This is a genomic window from Streptomyces sp. NPDC048603 (genome assembly GCF_043199475.1).
In the GTDB taxonomy this organism is placed as follows: Bacteria; Actinomycetota; Actinomycetes; order Streptomycetales; family Streptomycetaceae; genus Streptomyces.
Genome location: NZ_JBICVY010000002.1, coordinates 34,590 through 56,438, shown reverse-complemented (window position 1 = coordinate 56,438; position 21,849 = coordinate 34,590). Strand labels below are relative to the sequence as shown.

Genomic DNA, 21,849 nt, shown 5'->3' with positions numbered 1-21,849 from the left:
GATACGCGTCCTAGGCCGCCCCCGGCGCGACCCTTCCCCTGTTCCCGCTCCCGTCGCGGTCCCCGTCCCGGTCGACGTCGGCCAGGGCCTGGAGGGTCACCCGTACGGCTTCCTCCGAGCCCTCCTCCACGGTCACCGACAGGCCGTCGGAAGCCCGGGTGAAGGTGAGCGCGCCGCGGGGCCGGCGGGCGCGGCGCCAGCCGGCGTAGACGAGCGCGAGGTTGGCCAGGGACAGGGAGTGGGTCAGCGCCACGTTGACGACCTCCAGGCCGCCTCCCATGGCCCCGGGGGTGCGCTCGCCGACGAGGCGGACCTCGCCGGGCGGGACTTCCTCCTGTTGCAGCCACCGGTAGAAGTCCCGCAGCACGTCGGCCTCTTCGGGATCCGCGACCCCGATGGTCACCAGCATTCCTGCCCCCTCCGGCGCCCGCGTCACCGTGGCGGGCGGCACCGGGGAGAGCCTCGCACACAACCCGCGCGCACGGGGGCCGTTCGGTGCACGGAGATCACTCCGGCGGGACGGAAGCCTCCAGGCGGGCGGAGGCCTCCCGGCGGGCGGGCGACGTCGGTCAGTCGCGCAGGGCGGGGATGACGTGCTGCCCGTACGCGTCGATGGTGGCCTCCCTCGCGTCGTGCATGTCGTAGACGGCGAACTGGTCGACTCCGAGGGCGCGCAGGGCGCGGAGCTTCTCGATGTGCGCCTCCGGCGGGCCGAGCAGGCAGAACCGGTCGACGATCTCGTCCGGGACGAAGTCGGTGGACGGGTTCCCGGCCCGCCCGTGGTGGCTGTAGTCGTAGCCCTGGCGGGCCTTGACGTACTCGGTGAGCTCGTCCGGAACCATCGAGGAATGCTCGCCGTAGCGGGAGACGAGGTCGGCGACGTGGTTGCCGACCATGCCGCCGAACCAGCGGCACTGGTCGCGGGCGTGTGCGAGGTCGTCCCCGACGTACGCCGGGGCGGCCACGCAGATGGTGATCGCGTCCGGGTCACGGCCGGCCTTGGCGGCGGCGTCGCGGACCGCCCGCACCATCCATTCGGTGAGGTAGACGTCGGCGAGCTGGAGGATGAACCCGTCGGCCTTCTCTCCCGCCAGGGCCAGGGCCTTCGGCCCGTAGGCGGCCATCCAGACGGGCAGCTTCCCCTCCTTGATCCAGGGGATGCGGATCGGGTTGCCGTCCACCACCGCCTGACGGCCCTCGGCGAGGTCGCGGATGACGCCGATGGCCTCGCCGAGGCGGGCCAGGGTGTTGGGGGCCCGGCCGGCGACGCGCATCGCGGAGTCGCCGCGGCCGATCCCGCAGACGGTGCGGTTGCCGTACATGTCGTTGAGGGTGGCGAAGGTGGAGGCGGTGACCTCCCAGGTGCGGGTGCCCGGGTTGGTCACCATCGGGCCGACGTGCAGCTTCTGCGTGTTGGCCAGGATCTGGCTGTAGATGACGAAGGGTTCCTGCCACAGCACGGCGGAGTCGAAGGTCCAGCCGTAGCGGAAGCCGTTGCGTTCCGCGCGCTTCATCAGGCTGATGACCTGGGATGCGGGCGGGTCGGTTTGCAGGACGAGACCGAAGTCCATGCCGGTTCCTTAGGACGGTGCAGCCTTACAGGTATTGGCAGGTGGAGCGGTGGACGAACGTGCCGTGTCCGGCCCGGCCGGTGTACTGCCGGGCGTCGACGACGGGTTCGCCGCGGGAGAGCACGGTCTCGACGCGTCCGGTGATCCGCCTGCCCTCGTACGCCGAGTAGTCCACGTTCATGTGGTGGGTCTCGGCGGAGATGACCTGCTCGGCGTGCGGGTCGTAGAGCACGATGTCGGCGTCGGAGCCCGGCGCGATGGTGCCCTTCCGGGGGTACATGCCGAACATCCGGGCCGGGGTCGCGCAGGCGATCTCGATCCAGCGGCGCCGGCTGATGTGACCGTCGACCACGGCCTGGTGGAGGAGGTCCATGCGGTTCTCCACACCCGGGAGGCCGTTGGGGATCTTGGAGAAGTCCCCGCGGCCGAGTTCCTTCTGCCCGCGGAAGCAGAACGGGCAGTGGTCGGTGGAGACCACCTGGAGGTCGTTCGTGCGCAGGCCCCGCCACAGCGCCGCCTGGTGCTCCCGGGGCCGCAGCGGGGTGGAGCAGACGTACTTGGCGCCCTGGAAGTCGGGTTCGGCGAGGTTGTCGGTGGAGAGGAAGAGGTACTGCGGGCAGGTCTCCCCGAAGACGGGCAGTCCCTTGTCCCGGGCTGCCGCGAGCTCGGCGACGGCCTCCTCCGCCGAGACGTGGACCACGTAGAGCGGGGAGCCGGCCACCCGGGCGAGCTGGATGGCCCGGTGGGTGGCCTCGGCCTCCAGCAGCACCTTGCGGACCTCGCCGTGGTGGCGGGGGTCGGTTTCGCCGCGGGCCAGGGCCTGCTCGACGAGGACGTCGATGGCGATGCCGTTCTCCGCGTGCATCATGATCAGTCCGCCGTTGGCGGCGCCGCGCTGCATGGCGCGCAGGATCTGCCCGTCGTCGCTGTAGAAGACCCCGGGGTAGGCCATGAACAGCTTGAAGGAGCTGACGCCCTCCTCGACGAGGAGGTCCATCTCCTTCAGGGTGTGCTCGTTGACGTCGGAGAGGATCATGTGGAAGCCGTAGTCGACGGCGCAGTTGCCGTCGGCCTTGGCGTACCAGGCGTCGAGTCCTTCGCGCAGGGACCGTCCGACGCTCTGGACGGCGAAGTCCACGATGGTGGTGGTGCCGCCCCAGGCGGCGGCCCGGGTCCCGGTCTCGAAGGTGTCGGAGGCGAAGGTGCCGCCGAAGGGCAGCTCCATGTGGGTGTGGACGTCGACCCCGCCGGGGATGACGTACTTCCCCGTGGCGTCGATCGTACGGTCGGCCGTCCAGCTCCCGGCAGCCGCCGAGCCGGTGGCGGCCAGGGCGGCGACCCGGCCGTCCTCGATGAGGACGTCCGCGTGGAGTTCGTCCGCGGCGGTGATGACGAGGCCGCCGCGGATCAGGGTGCGGGTGGTCACGGTTCCCCCCTCTGCTGGAGGCTGCGGGTGTTCAACCGGGTGTTCACAGGGTGCGCAGCGCCGCTTCGATGATCCCGGCGCCTTCCTCCGCCTCGGCGACGGTGAGGGAGAGCGGCGGGGCGATGCGCAGCACGCTGGTGTTGTGGCCGCCGCCCTTGCCGATGAGCAGACCGCGTTCGCGGGTCGCCTCCAGGACGGCGGCGGCCGCTTCGGGGTCGGCCTGGTCGGTGCCCGGCCGGGCGAGTTCGATGCCGGCCATCAGGCCGCGGCCGCGGACCTCGCGGACGGCGGGGATGCCCGCGCCGATGGCGCGCAGGCGTTCGAGCAGCAGGCCGCCGACGCGGCGGGCGTTCCCCTGGAGGTCGTGTTCCAGCAGGTAGCCGAGGTTGGCCAGGCCGGCCGCCATGGTGACGGGGGAACCGCCGAAGGTGGAGATGGAGTTGGCGTCGAGGCAGTTCATGATCTCGGCGCGGGCGACGACCCCGCCGATGGACATGCCGTTGCCGATGCCCTTGGCGAAGGTGAGGATGTCCGGCGGGCCGTTCTGCGCGTGGGCCTGCCAGCCCCAGAAGTGGTCGCCGGTACGGCCCCAGCCGGTCTGCACCTCGTCGCTGATCCAGAGGATGCCGTGGCGGTCGAGCACCTCGCGGAAGGCGCCGTAGAGGCCGTCGGGCGGGGAGGTGAACCCGCCGACGCCCTGGACGGGTTCGGCGATCAGGGCGGCCACTCCCCCGCGGGTCTGGCCGAGTACGTCCTCCAGGTCGGCCACGGCGGCGGCGGTGAAGGCCGCGTCGTCGAGGGCGGCGAAGGGGCCGCGGCCGCGGACGGCGCCGTGCACGTAGTACGTCTGGAGCGGGGAGAGGCTGGTCGGGGACCAGCCTCGGTTGCCGGTGATGCCGACGGTGGAGAAGGAACGGCCGTGGTAGCTGTTGCGCATCGCCAGGATCTGGTTGGAGCGGCGGTGGGCGGTGGCGAGCAACAGGGCGGTGTCGTTGGCCTCGGTGCCGGAGGTGGTGAAGAAGACCCGGGCGTCGGGGATGCCGGAGAGGGCCGCGACCCGTTCGGCGAGCTCCACCATGGGGCGGTTGAGGTAGAGGGTGGAGGAGTGGATGATGCGCCCGGCCTGGTCGGCGACGGCCTTGGTGACCTCGGGGAGGGCGTGGGCGGTCATGGTGGTGAGGATGCCGCCGAAGAAGTCGAGGTAGCGGTTGCCGTCGGCGTCCCAGACGTGTCGGCCCTCGCCGTGGGTGATCTCCAGGGGCCGCTGGTAGTACAGGGCCAGCCAGTCCGGCAGGACGGCCTGGTGGCGGGAGTGCAGGGCGGTGGCGTTGTTCGGGTGGGTCACGGCTGTACGAGCCCTCCGTAGGCGTCGGGGCGGCGGTCGCGGTAGAAGGCCCACTGGGTGCGGACCTGTTCGATGAGGTCGAAGTCCAGGTCGCGGACGAGGAGTTCCTCCTCCTTGTCGCCGGCGGTCTCACCGACGAACTGGCCGCGCGGGTCGACGAAGTAGCTGGTGCCGTAGAAGTCGTTGTCGCCGTACTCCTCGCGGCCGACGCGGTTGATGGCGGCGATGAAGTACTCGTTGGCGACGGCCGCGGCGGGCTGTTCCAGCTGCCAGAGGTGGGCGGAGAGGCCGCGGTGGGTCGCGGAGGGGTTGTAGACCAGTTGGGCACCGGCCAGGCCGAGCTGGCGCCAGCCCTCCGGGAAGTGCCGGTCGTAGCAGATGTACACGCCGACCTTGCCGACGGCGGTGTCGAAGACCGGCCAGCCGAGGTTGCCGGGGCGGAAGTAGTACTTCTCCCAGAACCCCTTGACCTGGGGGATGTGGTGCTTGCGGTACTTGCCGAGGTAGCTGCCGTCGGCGTCGATGACGGCGGCGGTGTTGTAGTAGAAGCCGGAGCTCTCCACCTCGAAGACCGGTACGACGATCACCATGCCGGTCTCGCGGGCGAGGTCCTGCATGCGGCGGACGGTGGGGCCGTCGGGGACGGGCTCCGCCCAGCGGTAGTGCTCCGGCTCCTGGACCTGGCAGAAGTAGGGCGCGTTGAAGACCTCTTGGAAGCCGATGATCTGCGCGCCCTGGGCCGCGGCCCGGCGGGCGTGCTCCTCGTGCTTGGCGATCATCGAGTCGGTGTCGCCGGTCCAGGTGGCCTGGACCAGCGCGGCGCGGACGATGTGGGCCATGAGCTGCTCCTCGCCTCTACGCACGTAGACGGTGTGCGTAGGTACGAGACCGTAAGCCTCGGCACACTTCGGGGCAAGACCACCGCGCACGGTCGGAGCAGTCGATCAAGTCCGTTCCGAGAAAGGTCGGTTGCGGTCGTTTCAGGTCATCCGCGATCGGCTTTTACGCCCGCCACGCGCAGGGCGTGGACCAGGCCGTGCCGGCAGGCGGCGGAGACCCGGCCGGCGGCGTCGAGCAGCCGCGGGGCGAGCGCGTGGGGGTCGCGGCGGGCCAGCCGGGCGGCGTCCTCGGGGCTGCGGACCCGGACGAAGGCGGAGAGCAGCATGTCGGCCTCGGCGCGGCGGCCGGCCGCGTCCAGGGCGAGGGCCGCCTCGGCGATCTCGGCGGCGGGGCGGGTGACGCCCTGGCGGAGCAGCCGGCCGCGGTCGGTGTCAAGGCCCGCCGTGCCGAGCGCGGCCGCGGCGGCGGCCAGCCGGTCGGGCGGCAGGCTCGCCGCCGCCTCCCACAGCAGCGTGGCCCAGTCCGCTCCGAGCCCGGCGCGCTCCAGCTCCCGGGCGAGCCCGGGGAGCGCCTCGGCGGGCCATGCGGCCGCCTCGCACAGCAGTACGTGCGCCTCGCCGGAACGGCCCTGCCCGCGCAGCGCGATGAGCTCCGCCACGAACTGCGGCACGGCGGGCCCCGCCCCGGAACCGTCCCCCGGCGCCGGCCCGGGCTCCCCGGCGGAAGGGGCCCCGGGCCCGGGGCGGCCCGCCGGTACGACGCTCTGCCAGTGCCCCGTCCCGGGCGCGGGGGCGGCGGACCAGGCATCCGCGGGCGCGGCAGCGGGTTGCCGTGCGGGCTCGGGGGTCTCCGCGGGAGGTGGGGCCGGCGGGGTGTCGGCCGCGGAGGGGGTCCGGTCCGCCGGGGGGCCGAAGCGGGCGCCGCGAGGGGAGGCTCCGCCCGCTAAGGCTCCGCCGAGGTCCGGCAGCACGGCCGGCCCGCCGCCCTCGGCCCCGGCGTACCGCGCCCCGCCCGTACGCCGCCCGGACCCGCGCAGCCACCGCCGCGCGGCAGCCGCCTCGGCGGGCCCTCCGGCGGCACCCGTACCGGCCGTGCCGGACGCCTGTCCCTCCGCCGGCCGTACCGGGGAGACGGGGCGGTGCGGCGCGGGGTGAGTCGTTCCCTCCGGGGCCGGGGGCCGGGCCGGCACTCCGGGCTTCCGGGGCCGGTCGGCGGCGGGTGTGGGGGCGGCCGCCGCGGGCGCGGGGCGCTGCTCCGTGACGGATGCGAGGCGGGCGGCCAGGTCCGTGCAGCGGGAGGCCGCACGGGTCAGGTCGTCCTGGGTCCAGGTCAGTTCGCGGGTGAGGAAGTCGGTCTCGGCCGGGTCGGTGGCTGCGGCGAGGCCGGCGGAGAGCGTGCGCAGGGCCGCTTCGGAGGAGGAGCGCTGGGCCGCGGCGACGGCGAGCAGGTGCCGGAGTTCCTCCGCACCGCCCGGCCGGCCGTCGTATTCGGCCGTGGCCGCCCGGCGGAGCTCCGCCGCCCACCGGCCCGCCCCGGCCGCGGCCTCGGGCCCGCGGATCGCCGCCAGGTCGTGGAGCAGCGACTCCAGCACGTCCCAGGGCACCAGCGCGGTGCCGTCCAGACAGGCCCGCATGCCCTCCGGGTCGCGGCGCAGGAACTCGCCGTACCAGCCCGAACCCGGGTCGAGACGGGTCGTCACGTCACGGATCCAGGAGGCCAGCCTGCTGATCGCCGGCGCGCCGTCGTGCGGAGTCACGGTCTCCATGACGGCATTGGACCGCACCCGTGTTACGGGCGGACTACAGGAGTCTCAAACCTTCACGGCGATCCCGGTGTGCGGGCGCTTCCCGAGCCGGACTGCGGCAGCGGGCAGGTCCAGCGCCCAGAACCGCCAGGAGTACTTGCGCGCCATCAGCTTCCGCACCCGTCGCAGCCCGCCCTCGTCCAGCAGTCGCGCCGTGGCCTCGAGTACGGGTGCGCCGGGCGCGATCCGGCCGCGCACGTCGCACGGGGTCAGCGTGACCCGCCCGTTGTTGCGGATCCGTTTGACCTTCCACGAGTCCGAACGGGTCCAGACGAACAGCTCGCCCGCGTCGTACACGGCCCACACCGGGGTGGCCACGGGGGTGCCGTCCCGGCGGAAGGTGGTGAGACTGACGTACGGGCTCCGCCCGAGCTCCTCTAGCGTCACGGTTCCGGCCATGACCGGAGCCTACGCCTTCCGGCCGGGCGGGTCACCGGCGGCCGGGGCCGTGGCCGAGGCCGGCCGCGGCCCGCCCGTCGGGGGCGGATCCGGCCGCGACGAGCAGGCCGGTCGCGAGGAGGGCACCGACGAGTGCGATTCCGAGCCGCTTGGCGGCGTTCAGTGCTGACACGCGCTCAGGTGTGCCCGTCGGCGGGGTGCCCGGATCGCCGATTGGGCCGATCGGCCGCGCACCGCGATCCGCAGGGCCCGCGGGGTCGGGCGGGCCCACGGGGTCGGGCGGGCCCACGGGGTCGGGCGGGCCCACGGGTGAGCCGGGCCACGGGTCGGGCAGGCCGCAGGGTCAGGCGGCCTGTGGGGCCGCCACCGGGGTGCACAGTCGGACCAGGTCGTCCATGGACAGCCCGAGCGCCTCCGCGACGGCGGCGACGGTGAAGAAGGCCGGGGTCGGCGCCCGGCCCGTCTCGATCTTGCGCAGGGTCTCGGCGGAGAGGCCGGCCGAGGCGGCCACCTCGACCATGCTGCGGCTGCCGCGCGCCTCCCGCAGCAGACGGCCCAGCCGCTCGCCGCGCTCGCGCTCTTCGGGGGTGAGGGGGGTCCGGACCATGCGCCCATTTTAATACCGCTCCCCCGCCCGGTGGCGATACCCCGAGCGGGATTCTTATACCGGTATAGTTATTGGCATGGTGGAGCTGAAGACCGAACGCGAGATCGATGAGATGAGGGCCGCCGGCCGGGTGGTCGCCCGCGCCCTGGCCGCCGTACGGGACGCCGCGGGTGTCGGGGTGTCCCTTCTGGACCTGGACCGGGTCGCCCGGGACGTGCTGCGCGCGGAGGGGGCGGATTCGCCCTTCCTCGGCTACCGGCCGTCGTTCGCTCCGGCGCCGTTCCCCGGGGTGATCTGCACCTCCGTCAACGACGCCATCGTGCACGGAATCCCTGACGGCTACCGGCTCCGGGACGGGGACCTGGTCAGCGTCGACTGCGGGGCGAGGCTGGACGGCTGGGTCGGTGACGCCGCCGTCAGCTTCACCGTCGGCCGGGAGCGGCCCGCCGACCGGAAACTGATCACGACCGCCGAGGCGGCCCTCGCCGCCGGCATCGAACAGGCCAGGCCCGGCAACCGGATCGGCGACATCGCGCACGCCATCGGGACGGTCTGCCGCGCCGCCGGGTACGGCGTGCCCGACGGCTTCGGCGGCCACGGCATCGGCCGCTCCATGCACGAGGACCCGGGCGTGCCCAACGAGGGCCGGCCGGGGCGCGGCATGCGGCTGCGCCCCGGCATGGTGATCGCGATCGAGCCGATGCTGATCGCCGGCGGCGGGGACGACTATCTGACGGCGGGCGACGGGTGGACGCTGCGCACGAGCGACGGCAGTCGGGCGGCCCATGCCGAGCACACGGTGGCCGTTACGCCGGATGGTCCGCGTGTCCTGACGGCTGCGTGAGCCGGGCATGGGCCCGGCATGAGCCCGGCCCGACCCCGTGTGCGGGGTCGGGGCGCGGGCACACGCTGCGCGACCGGCGCGGGCCGTCGTGCCGTGTGCCCACACGGCGGCGGCTGGGCGGTCAGCGGGTGCCGGATGGGTGGACAACCATGGCGGAGCCGCCGCCGCGGCGGGTCTTCTCGGCCGCGGCGAGCCAGCGGCCGTCCGGGAGGCGCTGGACGCCGGTCGCGGCGCCGATCTCCGGGTTGAGCCGGAAGGCGTGGCCCAGGGATTCCAGTTCGGCCCGCAGCGGGCTGTCCCACAGACCCGGTTCCAGTTCGGTGCTGGTCTGGTTGCGCTGGCTGGCGCGCGGTGCCGCGATGGCCTCGACCAGCGGCAGTCCGCGGTCCAGGTGCCCGGTGAGGGTCTGCAGCACGGTGGTGATGATGGTCGCGCCGCCCGGCGAGCCGACCGCCACCAGCGGACGGCCGTCCTGCAGGACGATGGTCGGGGACATGGAGGACCGGGGACGCTTCCCCGGGCCGGGCAGGTTCGGGTCCGGGACGCCGGGGAAGGCGGGGGCGAAGGAGAAGTCGGTCAGTTCGTTGTTGAGGAGGAAGCCGCGGCCGGGGACCGTGATCCCGCTGCCGCCCGTCGACTCGATGGTGAGGGTGTAGGAGACGACGTTGCCCCAGCGGTCCGCGACCGTGAGGTGCGTGGTGTTCTCCCCCTCGTACGTGGTCGGGGCCGCCTGCCCGCCGGTCGCGCAGGGCGCCGGGTTCCGCGGGTCGCCGGGGGCGAGCGGGCTGGTGAGCGTACGGTCGGGGCGGATCAGGCAGGCCCGGGAGTCCGCGAACCGCTGCGAGAGCAGGCCGCGGGTCGGTACGTCCTCGAAGGCCGGATCCCCCACCCAGCGGCCCCGGTCGGCGAAGGAGATCCGGGCGGCCTCGATGAAGCGGTGCAGGTACTCGGCCTCGCCGAGGCCGGAGAGGTCGGTGCCCTCCAGGATGTTCAGGGCCTCGCCGACCGTGGTGCCGCCGGAGGAGGACGGGGCCATGCTGTACACGTCCAGGCCCCGGTAGCGGATGTGCGTGGGGTCCTGACGCTTCGTCCGGTACGCCTTCAGGTCGCGCGCGGTCAGGTCGCCGGACCGGACGACGCGGGTGGCGGCCGGATCCTTGGGCGGGGTGCGGACCGTGCGGACGATGTCGTCGGCGATCGGACCCCGGTACATGGCGCCGGTGCCCTTGCGCGCGATCTCCGCGTACGTGTCGGCCAGGTCGGGGTTCTTGAAGGTGGACCCGACCACCGGCAGCGCGCCGCCGGGCAGGAAGAGCTCGCGGGTGGCGGGGAAGTCCCGGAAGCGGGCTTCGTTGGCCTGGGTCTGGGCCCGGAACGTGGCGTCCACGGTGAAGCCGTCCCGCGCCAGCTTCTCGGCCGGCTTCAGCAGCCTGTCCAGCGGACGGCTGCCCCAGGCGTCGAGGGCGGTCCGCCAGGTGGCGGGGGTGCCCGGCACGCCCACCCCGCGGCCGCTGGTCTGGCCCTCCGCGAAGGGGATGGGCACGCCGTTCTCCTGGAACAGCTCCGGGGTGGCACTGGCCGGGGCGGTCTCCCGGCCGTCGACGGTGTGCACCGTACGGGACTTCGCGTCGTAGTAGACGAAGTAGCCGCCGCCCCCGATGCCCGCCGAGTAAGGCTCGGTCACGCCGAGGGCGGCCGCGGTGGCCACGGCGGCGTCCACGGCGTTGCCGCCGGACCGCAGTACGGAGATGCCGGCGGCCGAGGCGTCGGCGTCGACGCTGGCGACGGCTCCGCCCCAGCCCACCGCCTCCGGGACCTTCGGCGGGACGGTCGCCGGGGTGGGCGGGGCGGCGGCGCCGGTGGATACCAGGGCCCCGGCGAGGGCGACGAGCGCTAACTGACGTGCGGCGGGACGACGCATGCGTTCCTCCAGTCGACGGCCCTGAAGACCTGAAGTCGGCACTTTAACTTCACCGCACCCCCCGCGTCAGGGGCGCACGGGTGCGGCTACCATCCGCCGCATGGACGAGGACGTGCGCGACATCCTGCTCGGACTGATAGCCGCCGGGCTGAGCGGTGCTTTCGGCTGGTTCACCCGGACCTACCTCTGGCGCCGTGCGCTCCGCCGCAAGCAGGCGTTCTTCGGACTGCCGGCCGGCTCCGACTGCCTGTTCGTGGTGGGCCGGCAGATGCGGGCCGCCGAGACCTCGGTGCACCGCAACGACGCGTTCGCGCTGCTGGAGCTCTCCGCGCTGATCAAGGACTGCGGGGCGAACGTCCAGATCGTCTCGCACGACGAGACCCGCCAGGGCTTCGGCGAGCGCGCCGAGTTCTGCGTCGGCGGCCCGACCTCCAACACCCGTACGGCGGCCCACCTGGCATCGATGCTGCCGGGGGTACGGATCAAGGTCGACGCCGAACGGCGCGAGGACCGGGGCACGATCCGGGTGGGCGGCGAGACCTACCGGTGGCAGGAGGGCCAGGAGGACTTCGTGCTGCTGGCCCGTCTGATGGGCGGGGAGGGCGGCCGCCCGGTCTTCCTGCTGTCCGGGCAGACGGCCGTCAGCAACCAGGCGGCGGCCCGCTACCTGGCCCGGCACCACGAGCGGCTGGCCCGGAAGTACAAGTCGGATTCCTTCTGTCTGGTGCTGAAGGTGGTCAACTCGCAGGCCTACGGGCCCGACGTGACCGAGCTGGCCGCCGAGGTCACGCGGGCTGCCGTCACACCTGCCGCACCCGAACCGGCAGCCGCGTCAGGCCGTTGATGAAGTTGGACACCAACCGCCGTGGTGGGCCGGCGAGTTCCGGCGGGGGCATGAGGGCGCGCCACTCCTCGTGGAAGACGCGCAGCTGCAGCCGGGCGAAGTGGGCGCCGAGGCAGACGTGCGGGCCGTCACCGAAGGACACGTGCGGGTTCGGCGCCCGGTCGAGGTCGAGGCGGTGCGGGTCGGCGAAGACGCGTTCGTCGTGGTTGGCGGAGGCGTGGAAGACGACCACCTTGTCGCCCGTCCGGATCCGCTGACCGGCGAGCACGGTGTCCTGGGCCGCGGTACGGCGGAAGCTGAGCACCGGCGGGTGGACGCGCAGGAGTTCGTCCACGGCGCGGGCGGGGTCGGCTTCCCCGGCGGCGAACCGCCGGTAGGCGTCCGGGGCGCCGGCCAGGGCCAGCAGGCCGCCGGGCGCGGCGCTGCGGACGGTGTCGTTGCCGGCGACGGTGAGCAGGAAGAAGAACAGCTCCAGTTCGGCGTCGTCGAGTCCGGCGTGGGCGAGCGCGGTCATCAGGTCGTCGGCGGGGTGGGCCCGCTTGTACGCGGCGAGCTCGCGGGCGTAGCCGAACATCTCGCCGAGCAGGGCGGGCGAACGCGGGTTGACGGGCCGGCCGTCCGGTCCCAGGACCGGCGGGGGCGCGTCCTCCGGGTCCTGGTAGCCGATGATCCGTACGGTCCAGTCCAGCAGCAGTCCGCGGTCGGCGGCGGGGACGCCGAGCAGGTCGGTGAGGTTGAGCAGGGCGTACTCGTCGGTGACGGTGCGGACCACGTCGGCGGTGCCGTCCTCGGTGACGTCGCGGGCGGCGGTGAGCAGCGTGCGGGCGCGGTCGCGCACCCGGGCCGCGAAGGCGTCCACGCGGGCCGGGGTGAAGGCGCGGGCGGCGAGCCGGCGGAGCCGGCCGTGGTCGGGAGGGTCCTGGTTGAGCATGGTGCGGCGCAGGAAGGGCAGGTCGGCGGGGGCGGGGTCGCGGATCTGGGTGGCGCCGAGGTGGGAGGAGTACGTGCGGTGGTCGCGCAGCACGTGGACGACGTCGGCGTGCCGGGTGACCGCCCAGAAGCCGGGGCCGGCGGGCCAGCCGAGGACCTCCGGTTCGGGCTGCCAGGCGACCGGGTGCCGGTCGCGGAGGTGGCGGTAGCGGTCGTGGGGGATGCCGTCGAGGTACAGGCGGGGGTCGAAGACGTCGGGGGCTGCGGTGTCCATGGTGGCCACGGTGGCCTCTGGCTACCTGGGGCACAAGGGAGCGCGGCCCCGCCGGGTGCACGGGGCGGGGCTTCGGGTGGGCGGGGTACGGACGCTGAGCGGGGGTGTCCCGGTGTGCCCACCCGTCCCGCCCTGCGGGACGCCTGCCCACACCGGGGGGGTGGGTACGGGCCCCTGCCCACACCGGGGGTGGGAACGAGCGACCGCCCACACCGGGGGTGGGTACGGGCCCCTGCCCACACCGGGGGTGGGAACGGGCGGCCGCCCACGGCGGGGTGGGTCAGGTGCCGATGCCGCAGGGGGTCGGGGGGAGGGAGGTGTCGGGGCCGGTCAGGATGACGGGGGTGCGGCCGCCCTGGGAGGTGGAGAAGGCGATGGTGCACACGAGCTGGCGGCGGGCGGCCTCGGTCAGGTCCGCGACCGGGTAGGCCAGGGTGGCCCGGGTGGCGCCGCCGGAGCCGCTCGGGTAGTCGATGACGGCGGGCCGCAGGCGTTCCTTCAGATCGGGGACGGTGGGCAGGTCGGAGCGGAGTCCGACCTTCTGCTCCTCCTCGGTGGGGCCGATCGCCAGCAGCCGCAGCAGGTCCGGAGCGGAGTACGGCGGGTAGTGGTGGCGCTGCACCGGGGTGATCAGGCCGGTCGGGCCGATCAGGTAGATCATCGAGCTGCGATCCCCCTCGCCGGCGACGGTGAGGGTGGCGGGGCGGCCGCTCTCGACCACTCCGGTGGGTTTCACTCCGCAGCCGGCCGCGAGCAGGGCCGGCAGCACCACTGCGGCCGCGGCGCGGAGGCGGCGGTGACGGTCGGGGTGGGGATGGCCGGGGCGGGTCATGTCCGGGCCTCCAGGGGCATGTCGACGGTGAACACGGCGCCGCCGGCCGGCCCGTTGGCGGCGCGCACGGTCCCGCCGTGCAGCCGGATGTTCTCCAGGGTGATGGCCAGGCCGAGGCCGCTGCCGGCGGACCGGGCGCGGGAGGCGTCGGCCTTGAAGAAGCGGTCGAAGATGTGCGGCAGCACTTCGGGGGCGATGCCGGGGCCGCTGTCGGCGACTTCGAGGAGCAGCCGCGCTCCGTCCCCGGAGCCGGTGGCGGCGCGGGTCTGCACGGTGACCCGGACGGGGGCCTCGCCGTGCTTGAGGGCGTTGCCGACGAGGTTGGCGAGGATCACGTCGAAGCGGCGGGGGTCGAGCCGGGCGCGGATGTCCCTCGGGAGTTCGGTCGTCACCTGCTCGGGACCCCAGCGGCGGCGCTGCAGGGTCTTGGTGACCGCTTCGGCGATGTCCACCTCGTCCAGGTTGAGTTCGGCGGCGCGGGCGTCGAACCGGGAGATCTCCATCAGGTCCTCGACGAGCACGGCGAGCTTGCCGGTCTCGGAGCTGATCAGTCTCAGGGCCTTGGCGGTGTCCGGGTCGAGGCGTTCGGCGTCCTCGTCGAGCACCTCGGTGACGGCCAGCATTCCGGCCAGCGGGGTACGCAGTTCGTGGGAGACGTCGGCGGCGAAGCGGCGGGCCCGGGCCCCGGCCTGCTGGAGTTCGTCCACGGACCGTTCCAGGGCGCGGGCGGTCTCGTTGAAGGTGCGGGCCAGCCCGGCGAGTTCGTCCGCGCCGCGGACCTCGATCCGGGTGTCGAGCCGGCCGCTGCCGATCCGCTCGGTGGCGCGCCGCATCTCGCGGACCGGGCGGAGCACGCTGCGGGCCGCGAGCAGGGCGGGGACCAGGGCGATGGCGAGGCCGGGCAGGGCACCGCTGCGGGCCGCTTCGACCATCAGGCCGACGGTGGCCTGTTCGGGGACGAGCGGCATGGTGACGTAGAAGACGAGCCGGGTGGGTTCGCGGACCCCGGTGTGCTCGAAGAACACCGGCATGCCGACGACCAGGGTCGGGGTGCCGTCCGGGCCGGTGACGCGCTGGAACACCGCGGCCGGGGCGGCCTCGGTGCGGGCCCGCAGTCCGGCGCCGATCAGGGCGGGGGCCGGTTCGCCGGTGCTGGAGGCCCGCAGTGAGCCGTACTCGCCGTACACGGCCCAGGCGTGCGGCTTGCTGCGCCTGGCGATGTCGGTGACCATCCGGTTCAGGCTGCCCTCCGTGACCGGGAGGGAGACCGGGGAACGGCTCTCGACCTGTTCCCGGAGGGTGCTGACGGCGATGTCCTGGCTCTGGGTGAGGATCGCGGTGCGGGCCTCGCGGTAGGTGAAGGCGGCTGTGGTGACCGCACTGATCGCGGCGACCAGCAGGAAGGCCGCGATCAGGCGGGTGCGCAGGCCGAGCGGCCGGATCCGGATCACCGGCGGGCACGCCTCCGGGGTGCGGCGGCCGCGGGGCGGCCGGTGGACGGGCGGGTCACAGGGGTCCGAAGCGGTAGCCGAAACCGCGCACGGTCTGGATGTAGCGGGGACCGGCGGCCGGGTCCTCGATCTTGGTGCGCAGGCGCCGGACGCAGGCGTCGACCAGCCGTGCGTCGGCGTGGTAGCTGTGCTCCCAGACGTACTCCAGCAGCTGCTGGCGGCTGAAGACCTGTTCGGGCGAGGCGGACAGGTGGAGGAGCAGTTTGAGTTCGCTGGGGGCGAGGGCGAGGCGTTCGCCGTTCTTGGCGACGGTCAGGCCGGCCCGGTCGATGGCGAGTTCGCCGTGGACCTCGGTGCCGGGCCGCCCGGCCGGGTCGGCGAGCCGGCGCAGCACGGCCTTGATCCGGGCTTCGATGACCTCGGTGCGGGCGGGTTTGACGATGTAGTCGTCGGCGCCCGCCTCCAGTCCGACGACGACGTCGAAGTCGTCGCCGCGCGCGGTCAGCATGATGATGGGGACCTGGCTGTTCTCGCGGATGCGGCGACACACCTGGACGCCGTTGATCCCGGGCAGCATCAGGTCCAGCAGCACCAGTTCGGGGCGGAACGACGCCATCAGCGCGAGGCCGGTCTCACCGGTCTCGGCGGCGCTGACGTCGTGTCCCCGGCGGCGCAGCCCGAGCCCGACCCCTTCCCGTACGGAGGGGTCGTCCTCGATCAGCAGTACGCGTGGCATCCGGTCAGTATCCCCACTGGTCGCTCCTGTTCGTCACCCGCTAACGGCCGATGCGGCGGCGCAGCGAGCCGAGCGGTCCGCTGATCTCGGTGAGACGCAGCGGCCCCGCGAGGGCGACGACGACGAGGACCAGGGCGGCGGTTCCCGCGGCGAGGGCCGGGATGTTCCCGAGGCCGTCGGCGGCCCGGGCGGCGGCCCAACCGGCCGCGGCGGCGGGCGCGCCCGCGAGCAGCAGCCGGAGGTGGGTGCGGAGGGCCGAGGTGCGGCGTTCGGTACGGGTGCCACCGCGCGGGCCGAGCCGCCGGGCGAGGGTGTACGCGGTGACGGCGCAGCCCGCCATCAGGGCCAGCGAGTACGCGCCGGCCATGCCGGTGACGGCCCAGCGGGCGGGCAGCAGCCAGTAGGCGGCGGCCGACAGCAGGGCGTTGAGGGCGGCGATGACCAGGTTCAGCAGGAACGGGGTACGGGTGTCGGAGAGGGCGTAGAAGCCCCGGGAGAGGACGTACTGGCCGGAGAAGGCGATCAGGCCGGGGGCGAACGCGGCCAGCATGCCCGCCATGACCTCGATGTCGGGGGCGCCGGTGCGCCCGTACTCGAAGACGCTGCCCATGACCCAGGGGGCGAGGGCGGCGAACAGGAAGGCGGCGGGGACCACGAAGGCCGCGCTGGTGCGCAGGGCGTGCGAGACGTCGCGGCGGACGGCGGTGAGGTCGCCGTCGGTGGCGGCGGCGCTCATCCGGGGCATCAGGGCGGTCACCAGGGAGACGGTGATGATGCCCTGGGGGACGATCCACAGCTGGTAGGCGTTGCTGTAGGCGGTGTAGCCCGCGCCGCCGGCGATGCCGGCCAGCTCTGCCTGCCGGCCGGTGGCGGTGGACAGGCGGGTCACCACCCAGTAGGCGATCTGGTTGGTGAGGACCAGCATCACCGTCCAGCCGGCGTTGCGCAGCGGGCGGGCCAGGCCGCTGCCGCGCCAGTCGAAGCGGGGCCGCCAGCGGAAGCGGGCCGCGCGCAGGGACGGGACGAGGGCGAGGGCCTGGACGACGATGCCCGCGGTGGTGCCGAGGCCGAGGAGGCGGGTTTCGGCCGCGGTCAGGCCGTCGGCCGCGTCGTGGGAGACGTAGAGGAACAGCCCGAACACGGTGATGATCACGATGTTGTTGAGGACGGGCGTCCACATCATGGCACCGAACCGGCCGCGGGCGTTGAGGACCTGTCCGAGCAGGGTGAACAGGCCGTAGAAGAGGATCTGCGGGAGGCAGTAGCGGGCCAGTGCCACGGTGGTGCTCGCGTCGGCGCCCTCGTAGGGGGTGTACGCGGCCACGATGAGAGGTGCGGCCAGCACGGCGGCGGCGGTGAGCACCAGCAGGGCGGCGGTGCAGGCGGTGAGCAACCGGTCGGTGTAGGCCCGGCCGCCGTCGGCGTGTTCCTTGGCGGCGCGGACCAGCTCGGGGACGAACACCGCGTTGAGGGCGCCGCCGATGAGCAGCATGTACAGGATGTTCGGGACGGTGTTGGCGACGGCGTAGGTGTCGCCGAGCAGTCCGGTGCCGAGGGCGGCGACGACCACGGCGGAGCGGACGAAGCCGGTGGCGCGGGAGACCACCGAGCCGGCCGCCATCAGGGCGCCGCTGCGGAGTACCGAGCTCTTCCGCTCGGGGGTCTTCCGTTCCGGTGCCGCGGCGGCGCCGTCCGGGGTCCGTGCGAGGGCGGTGCTGTCGGTCACCGGCGGGCCAGGTAGGTCTGGAACGCCTTGTACAGCGCCGTGTTGGCGTATCCCGCCATGGGGATCTCCCACTCTCCGAGGGTTTCGACGACCTGTCCGCCGGTGCCGAGCTTCCAGCGCAGCAGTCCGAACGAGCGTTCGTCGGGGTCGAGGGTGGAGGGTACCCCGCGCATGTCGTACTCGTCGGCCCCGAGGGCGTGGGCGTCGGCCATCATCCGCCACTGCAGGGCGTTGCTGGGGCGGACCTCGCGGCGGTGGTCGGCGGAGGCGCCGGTCTGGTACCAGACCCGCCGGCCGGCCACGATCATGGTGTGGGCGGCGAGGATCTCGCCCTGGTGGCGGGCCAGGTAGAGCCGCATCCGGCCGGGTGCCTCGGCGTTGAGGACCTCGTACTGCTTCTGGTAGTACGCCAGGGAGCGGCCGAGCCGGAAGCCGTCGCGCTCCTCGGTGATGCGCAAAAGCCGGTAGAACTCGGGCAGGTCGTCGGCGGTGCCCAGGACGGTCTCGACGCCGGCCTTCTCGGCCTTGCGGATGTTTCGGCGCCATTCCTGGTTCAGCCCGGACCACAGGTCGTCCAGGGTGCGGCCGGCCAGCGGGACCCGGAAGACGTGGCGGGGCTGGGCGTCGCCGTCGTCCTCGCCGCCGCAGCGGTGCCAGCCGCGGGTGCGGAGGCGGTCGGCGACGGCGGTGCCGAGCGGGTCGACCTCGCTGGCCAGGACGTCGGATATCTGCCGGCCGGGTCCGGTGCCGGACTTGGCCGCGGCGGCGTCCCAGCGGCGGTAGGCGGGGGCGGGGCCGATCCGGACCGCGAAGGCGCCGGCGGCGCGCAGGTGGCGGAGGAGCGGGGTGAGCCAGCGGTCGATGTCGGGGTCGGACCAGTCGGCGACGGGGCCTTCGGGGAGGTAGGCGAAGTATTTGCGGGTGCCGGGGAGTTGGCGGTAGAGGACGAGGCCGCCGCCCTCGGTGCCGCCGGACGGCGGTCCCCAGCCGAGCAGTTCCGAGCGCCAGTGGTCCTTCACTCCGGCCCAGGAGGGGTACTGCAGGAAGCCGGCGTGCCGCTGTCCGGTGAGGAATGCCTGGTACTCGGGTACCGACAGGGTGCGGACGACCGCCTCCTGGTCGAGCCGGGAACGGCCGGCGGGGGTGGTGAGCAGTGCGCACACGGCGGTGGTCCTTCCGGTACGGGGTGAGAGGGGGGATGTCCAGGACTCTCACAGCCGTCCATGACCGAAGTGCGCGGCGATTGTGACCGGATGATGACTGTTCTGCTGCGGTCGACGTCACAACCTGATTCCGGATTTTTTCCGCGGATTCCGGAACCTAAAGTCACCCGGGTCCGCTCTTGGTTTACGGACGTCATTCATTCGGAGGGGTTTCGTTGAGCCGCACACGCCGTACCGCACGCATTGCCGCCATCGCGGGATCCGCACTGCTGGCCGCCGCGCTGACCGCCTGCTCGGGCGGTTCCGGCGGCGGCTCGGGCAGTGGTGACGGCAAGAACGCCGAGCTGAAGCCGAAGGGGCCGATGGCGATCTCGGTGAACCTGACCGGCAGCGAGGTCAAGGCAGGCGAGCCGGTCAAGGTGACCCTGGCCGAGGGCAAGCTGACGCAGGTGAAGGTGACCGACGCCAAGGGCGGGGAACTGGTCGGGCAGATATCCGCCGACGGCAGGACCTGGACCTCCGAGCGGAACGCCTCGCCGGGCGGGCAGTACAAGGTGGAGGCCCAGAACGCCGACAGCCAGACCGCGACCGCGCAGTTCAAGACGAGCGCCGCGGACAAGGTGAACAAGGTCTCGATCTACCCGGGCAAGAACTCCACGGTGGGTGTGGCCCAGCCGGTCTCGCTGGTCTTCGACAACCCGGTGAAGAACAAGGCCGAGGTGGAGAAGCACCTGAAGGTGACCACCTCGAACAACACCGAGGGGTCCTGGGGCTGGATGACGGACTACTCGGGCAAGGACCGGGTGGACTGGCGGCCGAAGGAGTACTGGAAGTCCGGCACCGATGTGAAGGTGCAGATGGACCTCAACGGGGTGAACTCCGGTCAGGGCGGCGGCTACTTCGTCCGCGACTACAACACCGAATTCAAGATCGGCAAGGATCGCCGGCTCCTGGTGAACCTCGACACCAAGCAGATGACGGTGACCGAGGACGGCCAGACCGTCAAGACGATCCCGGTGTCGGCGGGCACGCCCGGCGGCCAGAAGGCCTCCTGGTCCGGGAAGATGGCGCTGATGTCGAAGGAGGGCACCATCAACATGAACTCCGAGACGGTGGGCCTCGGCGACGCCTACAACAAGATGGTCGACTCCTCGATGCGGGTGACCTGGTCCGGCATGTACATCCACGCCGCCCCGTGGAACGAGGGCAAGTTCGGCCGTGTCAACGCCAGTTCCGGATGCGTGGGGATGAGCAGCGGCAACGCGGCGGCCCTGTTCTCGATGGCCCAGATCGGAGACGTCGTCGAGGTCTCGGGCGGCGGCTCGAAGGGCGACGCCAAGCTCGGCAACGGGTACACCGAGTGGAACCTGTCCTGGGAGGAGTGGAAGGCCAAGAGCGCCGCCAACGGCGGCTGATTCCCCGTCGGCCGACCCTCCTTCCCGAGCCTGCGAAGGGAGGAGGGCGCTTCACATCGAGCACGACCCCGCCGGCGCACAGCTGACCTTCTCCTCGCCGCGGTCCGATCCCTCGTACCTCTCGGTCCCGCTGCGCGAGCAGTGATCTCCGGCTGCGGCCGGGACGGGGCGGCTCTCGCCGTCAGCCCTGTCCCGGTCCCGGCAGCACCGCCCCCGGATCGGCCGGGGCGACCTTGACCGCCCGGGTCTTGAGACTGCGGCGCTCCCGCTTGGCCACCCAGGTCGCGAACCAGGACAGCAACATGCACATGCCGATGTAGACGGGCGAGATGACCAGGACCACCGGGATGAACGGCAGGTCGTAGTCGAGGTTCGAGGCGATCAGCTTGCCGGCGTGCAGGAACTCCTCATAGGTGATCAGGAATCCGAGCGAGGTGTCCTTCAGCGCCACCACGAGCTGGCTGATGATGGCCGGCAGCATCGCCCGGACCGCCTGCGGCGCCAGGACGTACGTCGTCACCTGGGTCTTGCGCATGCCCAGGGCGTACGCCGCCTCCCGCTGCCCGCGGTCCACCGCGTTCACGCCGGTACGGAACACCTCGGCCAGCACCGAGCCGTTGTAGAGGGTGAGACCGGCCACCAGTGCGGGCAGCGGCTGGACCTTCAGCGCCACGAAGATGAAGAAGATCATCACCAGCACCGGCATGGCCCGGAAGAACTCCACGCACACGGTGGACAGCCAGCGCAGCGGACGGTGCACCGACAGCCTTCCGGCCGCCAGGACCGCGCCGAGCAGCAGCGACAGCACCGAGGCGTAGGCGAAGGCCTTCAGGGTGTTGCCCAGGCCCCGCAGCAGCAGCTCCTGGATCCCCTCGTAGGTGAAGGGGCTCCACTTGGCCTCGGTGAACTGGCCGGTGTCGAACAGCAGGTAGAGGATCCAGGCGGCCAGGGCCAGGAGGACCACCGTGGACAGCACCCCGTACAGGAGGTGCCGGCGCCGGGTCCTGGGTCCCGGGTGGTCGTAGAGGGCGGTGGACCGGGTGTCCCCGTGCAGGCCGAGTGCGGTCATCGGGGGACTCCGTAGCGCTTCTCCAGCACGTTGAACAGCGCGCTGATGGACAGGGTGATGATCAGGTAGCCCACTGCGATCCAGAAGAAGGTCCAGATGATGCTGTAGCCCAGTTCACTCAGGGTTTTGTAGGTGCCGAGCAGTTCGGTGACGCTGAACGCGCCCGCGATCGCCGAGTTCTTCGCGAGCGCGATCAGGGTGGACCCGATCGGCGGGATCACGGATCGGAACGCCTGCGGGAGCACCACCGTGCCCAGGGTCTGCCCGAAGGACATGCCGAGCGACCGGGCCGCCTCGCCCTGCCCGGTGGGCACGGTGTTGATGCCGGAGCGCAGGACCTCGCAGATGAAGGCGGAGGTGTAGCAGCCGAGCGCGAGGACGGCGAACACCTCGAAGGGCAGCACCAGGCCGAACCGGGGCAGGCCCAGCATGACGGCGAAGAAGAGCAGGGTGAGCGGGGTGTTGCGGAGCACGTTCACCCAGACCGTGCCGAACACCCGGAAGGAGCCGACCGGCGCGACCCGGAACGAGGCCATCAGGAAGCCGAGGACCAGGGCGAGCAGGGAGGACCAGACGGTGAGTTCGACGGTGCCGAGGAATCCCTCGGCGTAGGTGGAGAAGTTCTGGACCAGTACGTCCATGCGGGTACGGC

The 21,849-nt window shown here is 72.8% G+C and carries 21 protein-coding genes; 3 read left to right on the top strand and 18 right to left on the bottom strand.

Annotation, left to right across the window (positions count from 1 at the left end):
- Positions 1-10: 10 nt before the first annotated feature.
- The 9 genes from ACGFQ9_RS03975 to ACGFQ9_RS03935 form a co-directional block, all read right to left on the bottom strand.
- Complete coding sequence (locus tag ACGFQ9_RS03975) at positions 11-409, bottom strand: hypothetical protein (RefSeq protein WP_393570928.1); 399 nt, start codon at positions 407-409, stop codon at positions 11-13.
- Between the two features lie 160 nt (positions 410-569).
- The gene (locus tag ACGFQ9_RS03970; protein ID WP_393570926.1) at positions 570-1,571 is read right to left on the bottom strand and encodes a TIGR03842 family LLM class F420-dependent oxidoreductase; all 1,002 of its coding nucleotides are present in this window, start codon (positions 1,569-1,571) and stop codon (positions 570-572) included.
- A gap of 25 nt (positions 1,572-1,596) precedes the next feature.
- Entirely contained in the window at positions 1,597-2,997 is a 1,401-nt protein-coding gene (gene hydA, locus ACGFQ9_RS03965; RefSeq protein ID WP_393570924.1) for a dihydropyrimidinase, read from the bottom strand.
- 43 nt (positions 2,998-3,040) lie between these two features.
- Positions 3,041-4,342 carry an aspartate aminotransferase family protein gene (locus ACGFQ9_RS03960; RefSeq protein WP_393570922.1) on the bottom strand — a complete coding sequence of 434 codons (1,302 nt, stop codon included), beginning with the start codon at positions 4,340-4,342 and terminating at the stop codon, positions 3,041-3,043.
- Positions 4,339-5,181 carry a nitrilase-related carbon-nitrogen hydrolase gene (locus tag ACGFQ9_RS03955; RefSeq protein WP_393570920.1) on the bottom strand — a complete coding sequence of 281 codons (843 nt, stop codon included), beginning with the start codon at positions 5,179-5,181 and terminating at the stop codon, positions 4,339-4,341. The genes ACGFQ9_RS03960 and ACGFQ9_RS03955 overlap by 4 nt, the downstream gene beginning before the upstream one ends.
- Positions 5,182-5,327: 146 nt before the next feature.
- Positions 5,328-6,947: a hypothetical protein gene (locus ACGFQ9_RS03950; protein ID WP_393570918.1), complete on the bottom strand. Its 1,620-nt coding sequence runs from the start codon at positions 6,945-6,947 to the stop codon at positions 5,328-5,330.
- A 45-nt stretch (positions 6,948-6,992) separates the two neighbouring features.
- A complete protein-coding gene (locus ACGFQ9_RS03945; protein WP_393571832.1) occupies positions 6,993-7,373 on the bottom strand; it encodes a PPOX class F420-dependent oxidoreductase in 381 nt (126 codons plus the stop codon).
- A gap of 43 nt (positions 7,374-7,416) precedes the next feature.
- Positions 7,417-7,557 carry a hypothetical protein gene (locus tag ACGFQ9_RS03940; protein ID WP_393570916.1) on the bottom strand — a complete coding sequence of 47 codons (141 nt, stop codon included), beginning with the start codon at positions 7,555-7,557 and terminating at the stop codon, positions 7,417-7,419.
- A 171-nt stretch (positions 7,558-7,728) separates the two neighbouring features.
- Positions 7,729-7,992, bottom strand: coding sequence for a helix-turn-helix domain-containing protein (locus ACGFQ9_RS03935; RefSeq protein ID WP_393570914.1), 264 nt, complete (start codon positions 7,990-7,992; stop codon positions 7,729-7,731).
- Between the two features lie 76 nt (positions 7,993-8,068).
- On the opposite strand from ACGFQ9_RS03935, the gene map reads away from it, so the two are divergent.
- Positions 8,069-8,836 (top strand): type I methionyl aminopeptidase, encoded by a 768-nt coding sequence (gene map / locus ACGFQ9_RS03930; RefSeq protein WP_393570912.1) that lies wholly within the window; start codon positions 8,069-8,071, stop codon positions 8,834-8,836.
- A gap of 121 nt (positions 8,837-8,957) precedes the next feature.
- Here map and ggt read toward each other — a convergent pair whose 3' ends face one another.
- Complete coding sequence (gene ggt, locus ACGFQ9_RS03925; protein ID WP_393570910.1) at positions 8,958-10,757, bottom strand: gamma-glutamyltransferase; 1,800 nt, start codon at positions 10,755-10,757, stop codon at positions 8,958-8,960.
- Positions 10,758-10,857: 100 nt separating this feature from the next.
- Here ggt and ACGFQ9_RS03920 point away from each other — a divergent pair, with 100 nt between their 5' ends.
- Positions 10,858-11,601 carry a hypothetical protein gene (locus ACGFQ9_RS03920; protein WP_393570908.1) on the top strand — a complete coding sequence of 248 codons (744 nt, stop codon included), beginning with the start codon at positions 10,858-10,860 and terminating at the stop codon, positions 11,599-11,601.
- Here the strand turns inward: ACGFQ9_RS03920 and ACGFQ9_RS03915 are convergent.
- From ACGFQ9_RS03915 to ACGFQ9_RS03890, 6 genes are all read right to left on the bottom strand, one after another.
- Positions 11,558-12,805 carry a cytochrome P450 gene (locus ACGFQ9_RS03915; RefSeq protein WP_393570906.1) on the bottom strand — a complete coding sequence of 416 codons (1,248 nt, stop codon included), beginning with the start codon at positions 12,803-12,805 and terminating at the stop codon, positions 11,558-11,560. The two genes, ACGFQ9_RS03920 and ACGFQ9_RS03915, sit on opposite strands and share 44 nt — an antisense overlap.
- 280 nt (positions 12,806-13,085) lie before the next feature.
- Positions 13,086-13,637, bottom strand: coding sequence for a hypothetical protein (locus ACGFQ9_RS03910; RefSeq protein WP_393570904.1), 552 nt, complete (start codon positions 13,635-13,637; stop codon positions 13,086-13,088).
- Positions 13,634-15,088 (bottom strand): ATP-binding protein, encoded by a 1,455-nt coding sequence (locus tag ACGFQ9_RS03905; RefSeq protein ID WP_393570902.1) that lies wholly within the window; start codon positions 15,086-15,088, stop codon positions 13,634-13,636. The genes ACGFQ9_RS03910 and ACGFQ9_RS03905 overlap by 4 nt, the downstream gene beginning before the upstream one ends.
- A gap of 55 nt (positions 15,089-15,143) precedes the next feature.
- Positions 15,144-15,824, bottom strand: a complete 681-nt coding sequence (locus ACGFQ9_RS03900; RefSeq protein WP_393570900.1) for a response regulator — start codon at positions 15,822-15,824, stop codon at positions 15,144-15,146.
- Between the two features lie 40 nt (positions 15,825-15,864).
- On the bottom strand, positions 15,865-17,550 hold the full coding sequence (gene murJ, locus ACGFQ9_RS03895; protein WP_393570898.1) for a murein biosynthesis integral membrane protein MurJ: 1,686 nt from the start codon (positions 17,548-17,550) through the stop codon (positions 15,865-15,867).
- Complete coding sequence (locus tag ACGFQ9_RS03890; protein WP_393571830.1) at positions 17,547-18,647, bottom strand: lipid II:glycine glycyltransferase FemX; 1,101 nt, start codon at positions 18,645-18,647, stop codon at positions 17,547-17,549. Before ACGFQ9_RS03890 ends, murJ begins: the two co-directional genes overlap by 4 nt.
- A 281-nt stretch (positions 18,648-18,928) precedes the next feature.
- On the opposite strand from ACGFQ9_RS03890, the gene ACGFQ9_RS03885 reads away from it, so the two are divergent.
- A complete protein-coding gene (locus ACGFQ9_RS03885; RefSeq protein ID WP_393570896.1) occupies positions 18,929-20,128 on the top strand; it encodes an Ig-like domain-containing protein in 1,200 nt (399 codons plus the stop codon).
- A gap of 181 nt (positions 20,129-20,309) precedes the next feature.
- On the opposite strand, the gene ACGFQ9_RS03880 is transcribed toward ACGFQ9_RS03885, so the two are convergent.
- Both ACGFQ9_RS03880 and ACGFQ9_RS03875 read right to left on the bottom strand, forming a co-directional pair.
- Complete coding sequence (locus tag ACGFQ9_RS03880) at positions 20,310-21,197, bottom strand: amino acid ABC transporter permease (protein WP_393570894.1); 888 nt, start codon at positions 21,195-21,197, stop codon at positions 20,310-20,312.
- Entirely contained in the window at positions 21,194-21,838 is a 645-nt protein-coding gene (locus ACGFQ9_RS03875; RefSeq protein ID WP_393570892.1) for an amino acid ABC transporter permease, read from the bottom strand. Before ACGFQ9_RS03875 ends, ACGFQ9_RS03880 begins: the two co-directional genes overlap by 4 nt.
- Between the last annotated feature and the right edge of the window lie 11 nt (positions 21,839-21,849).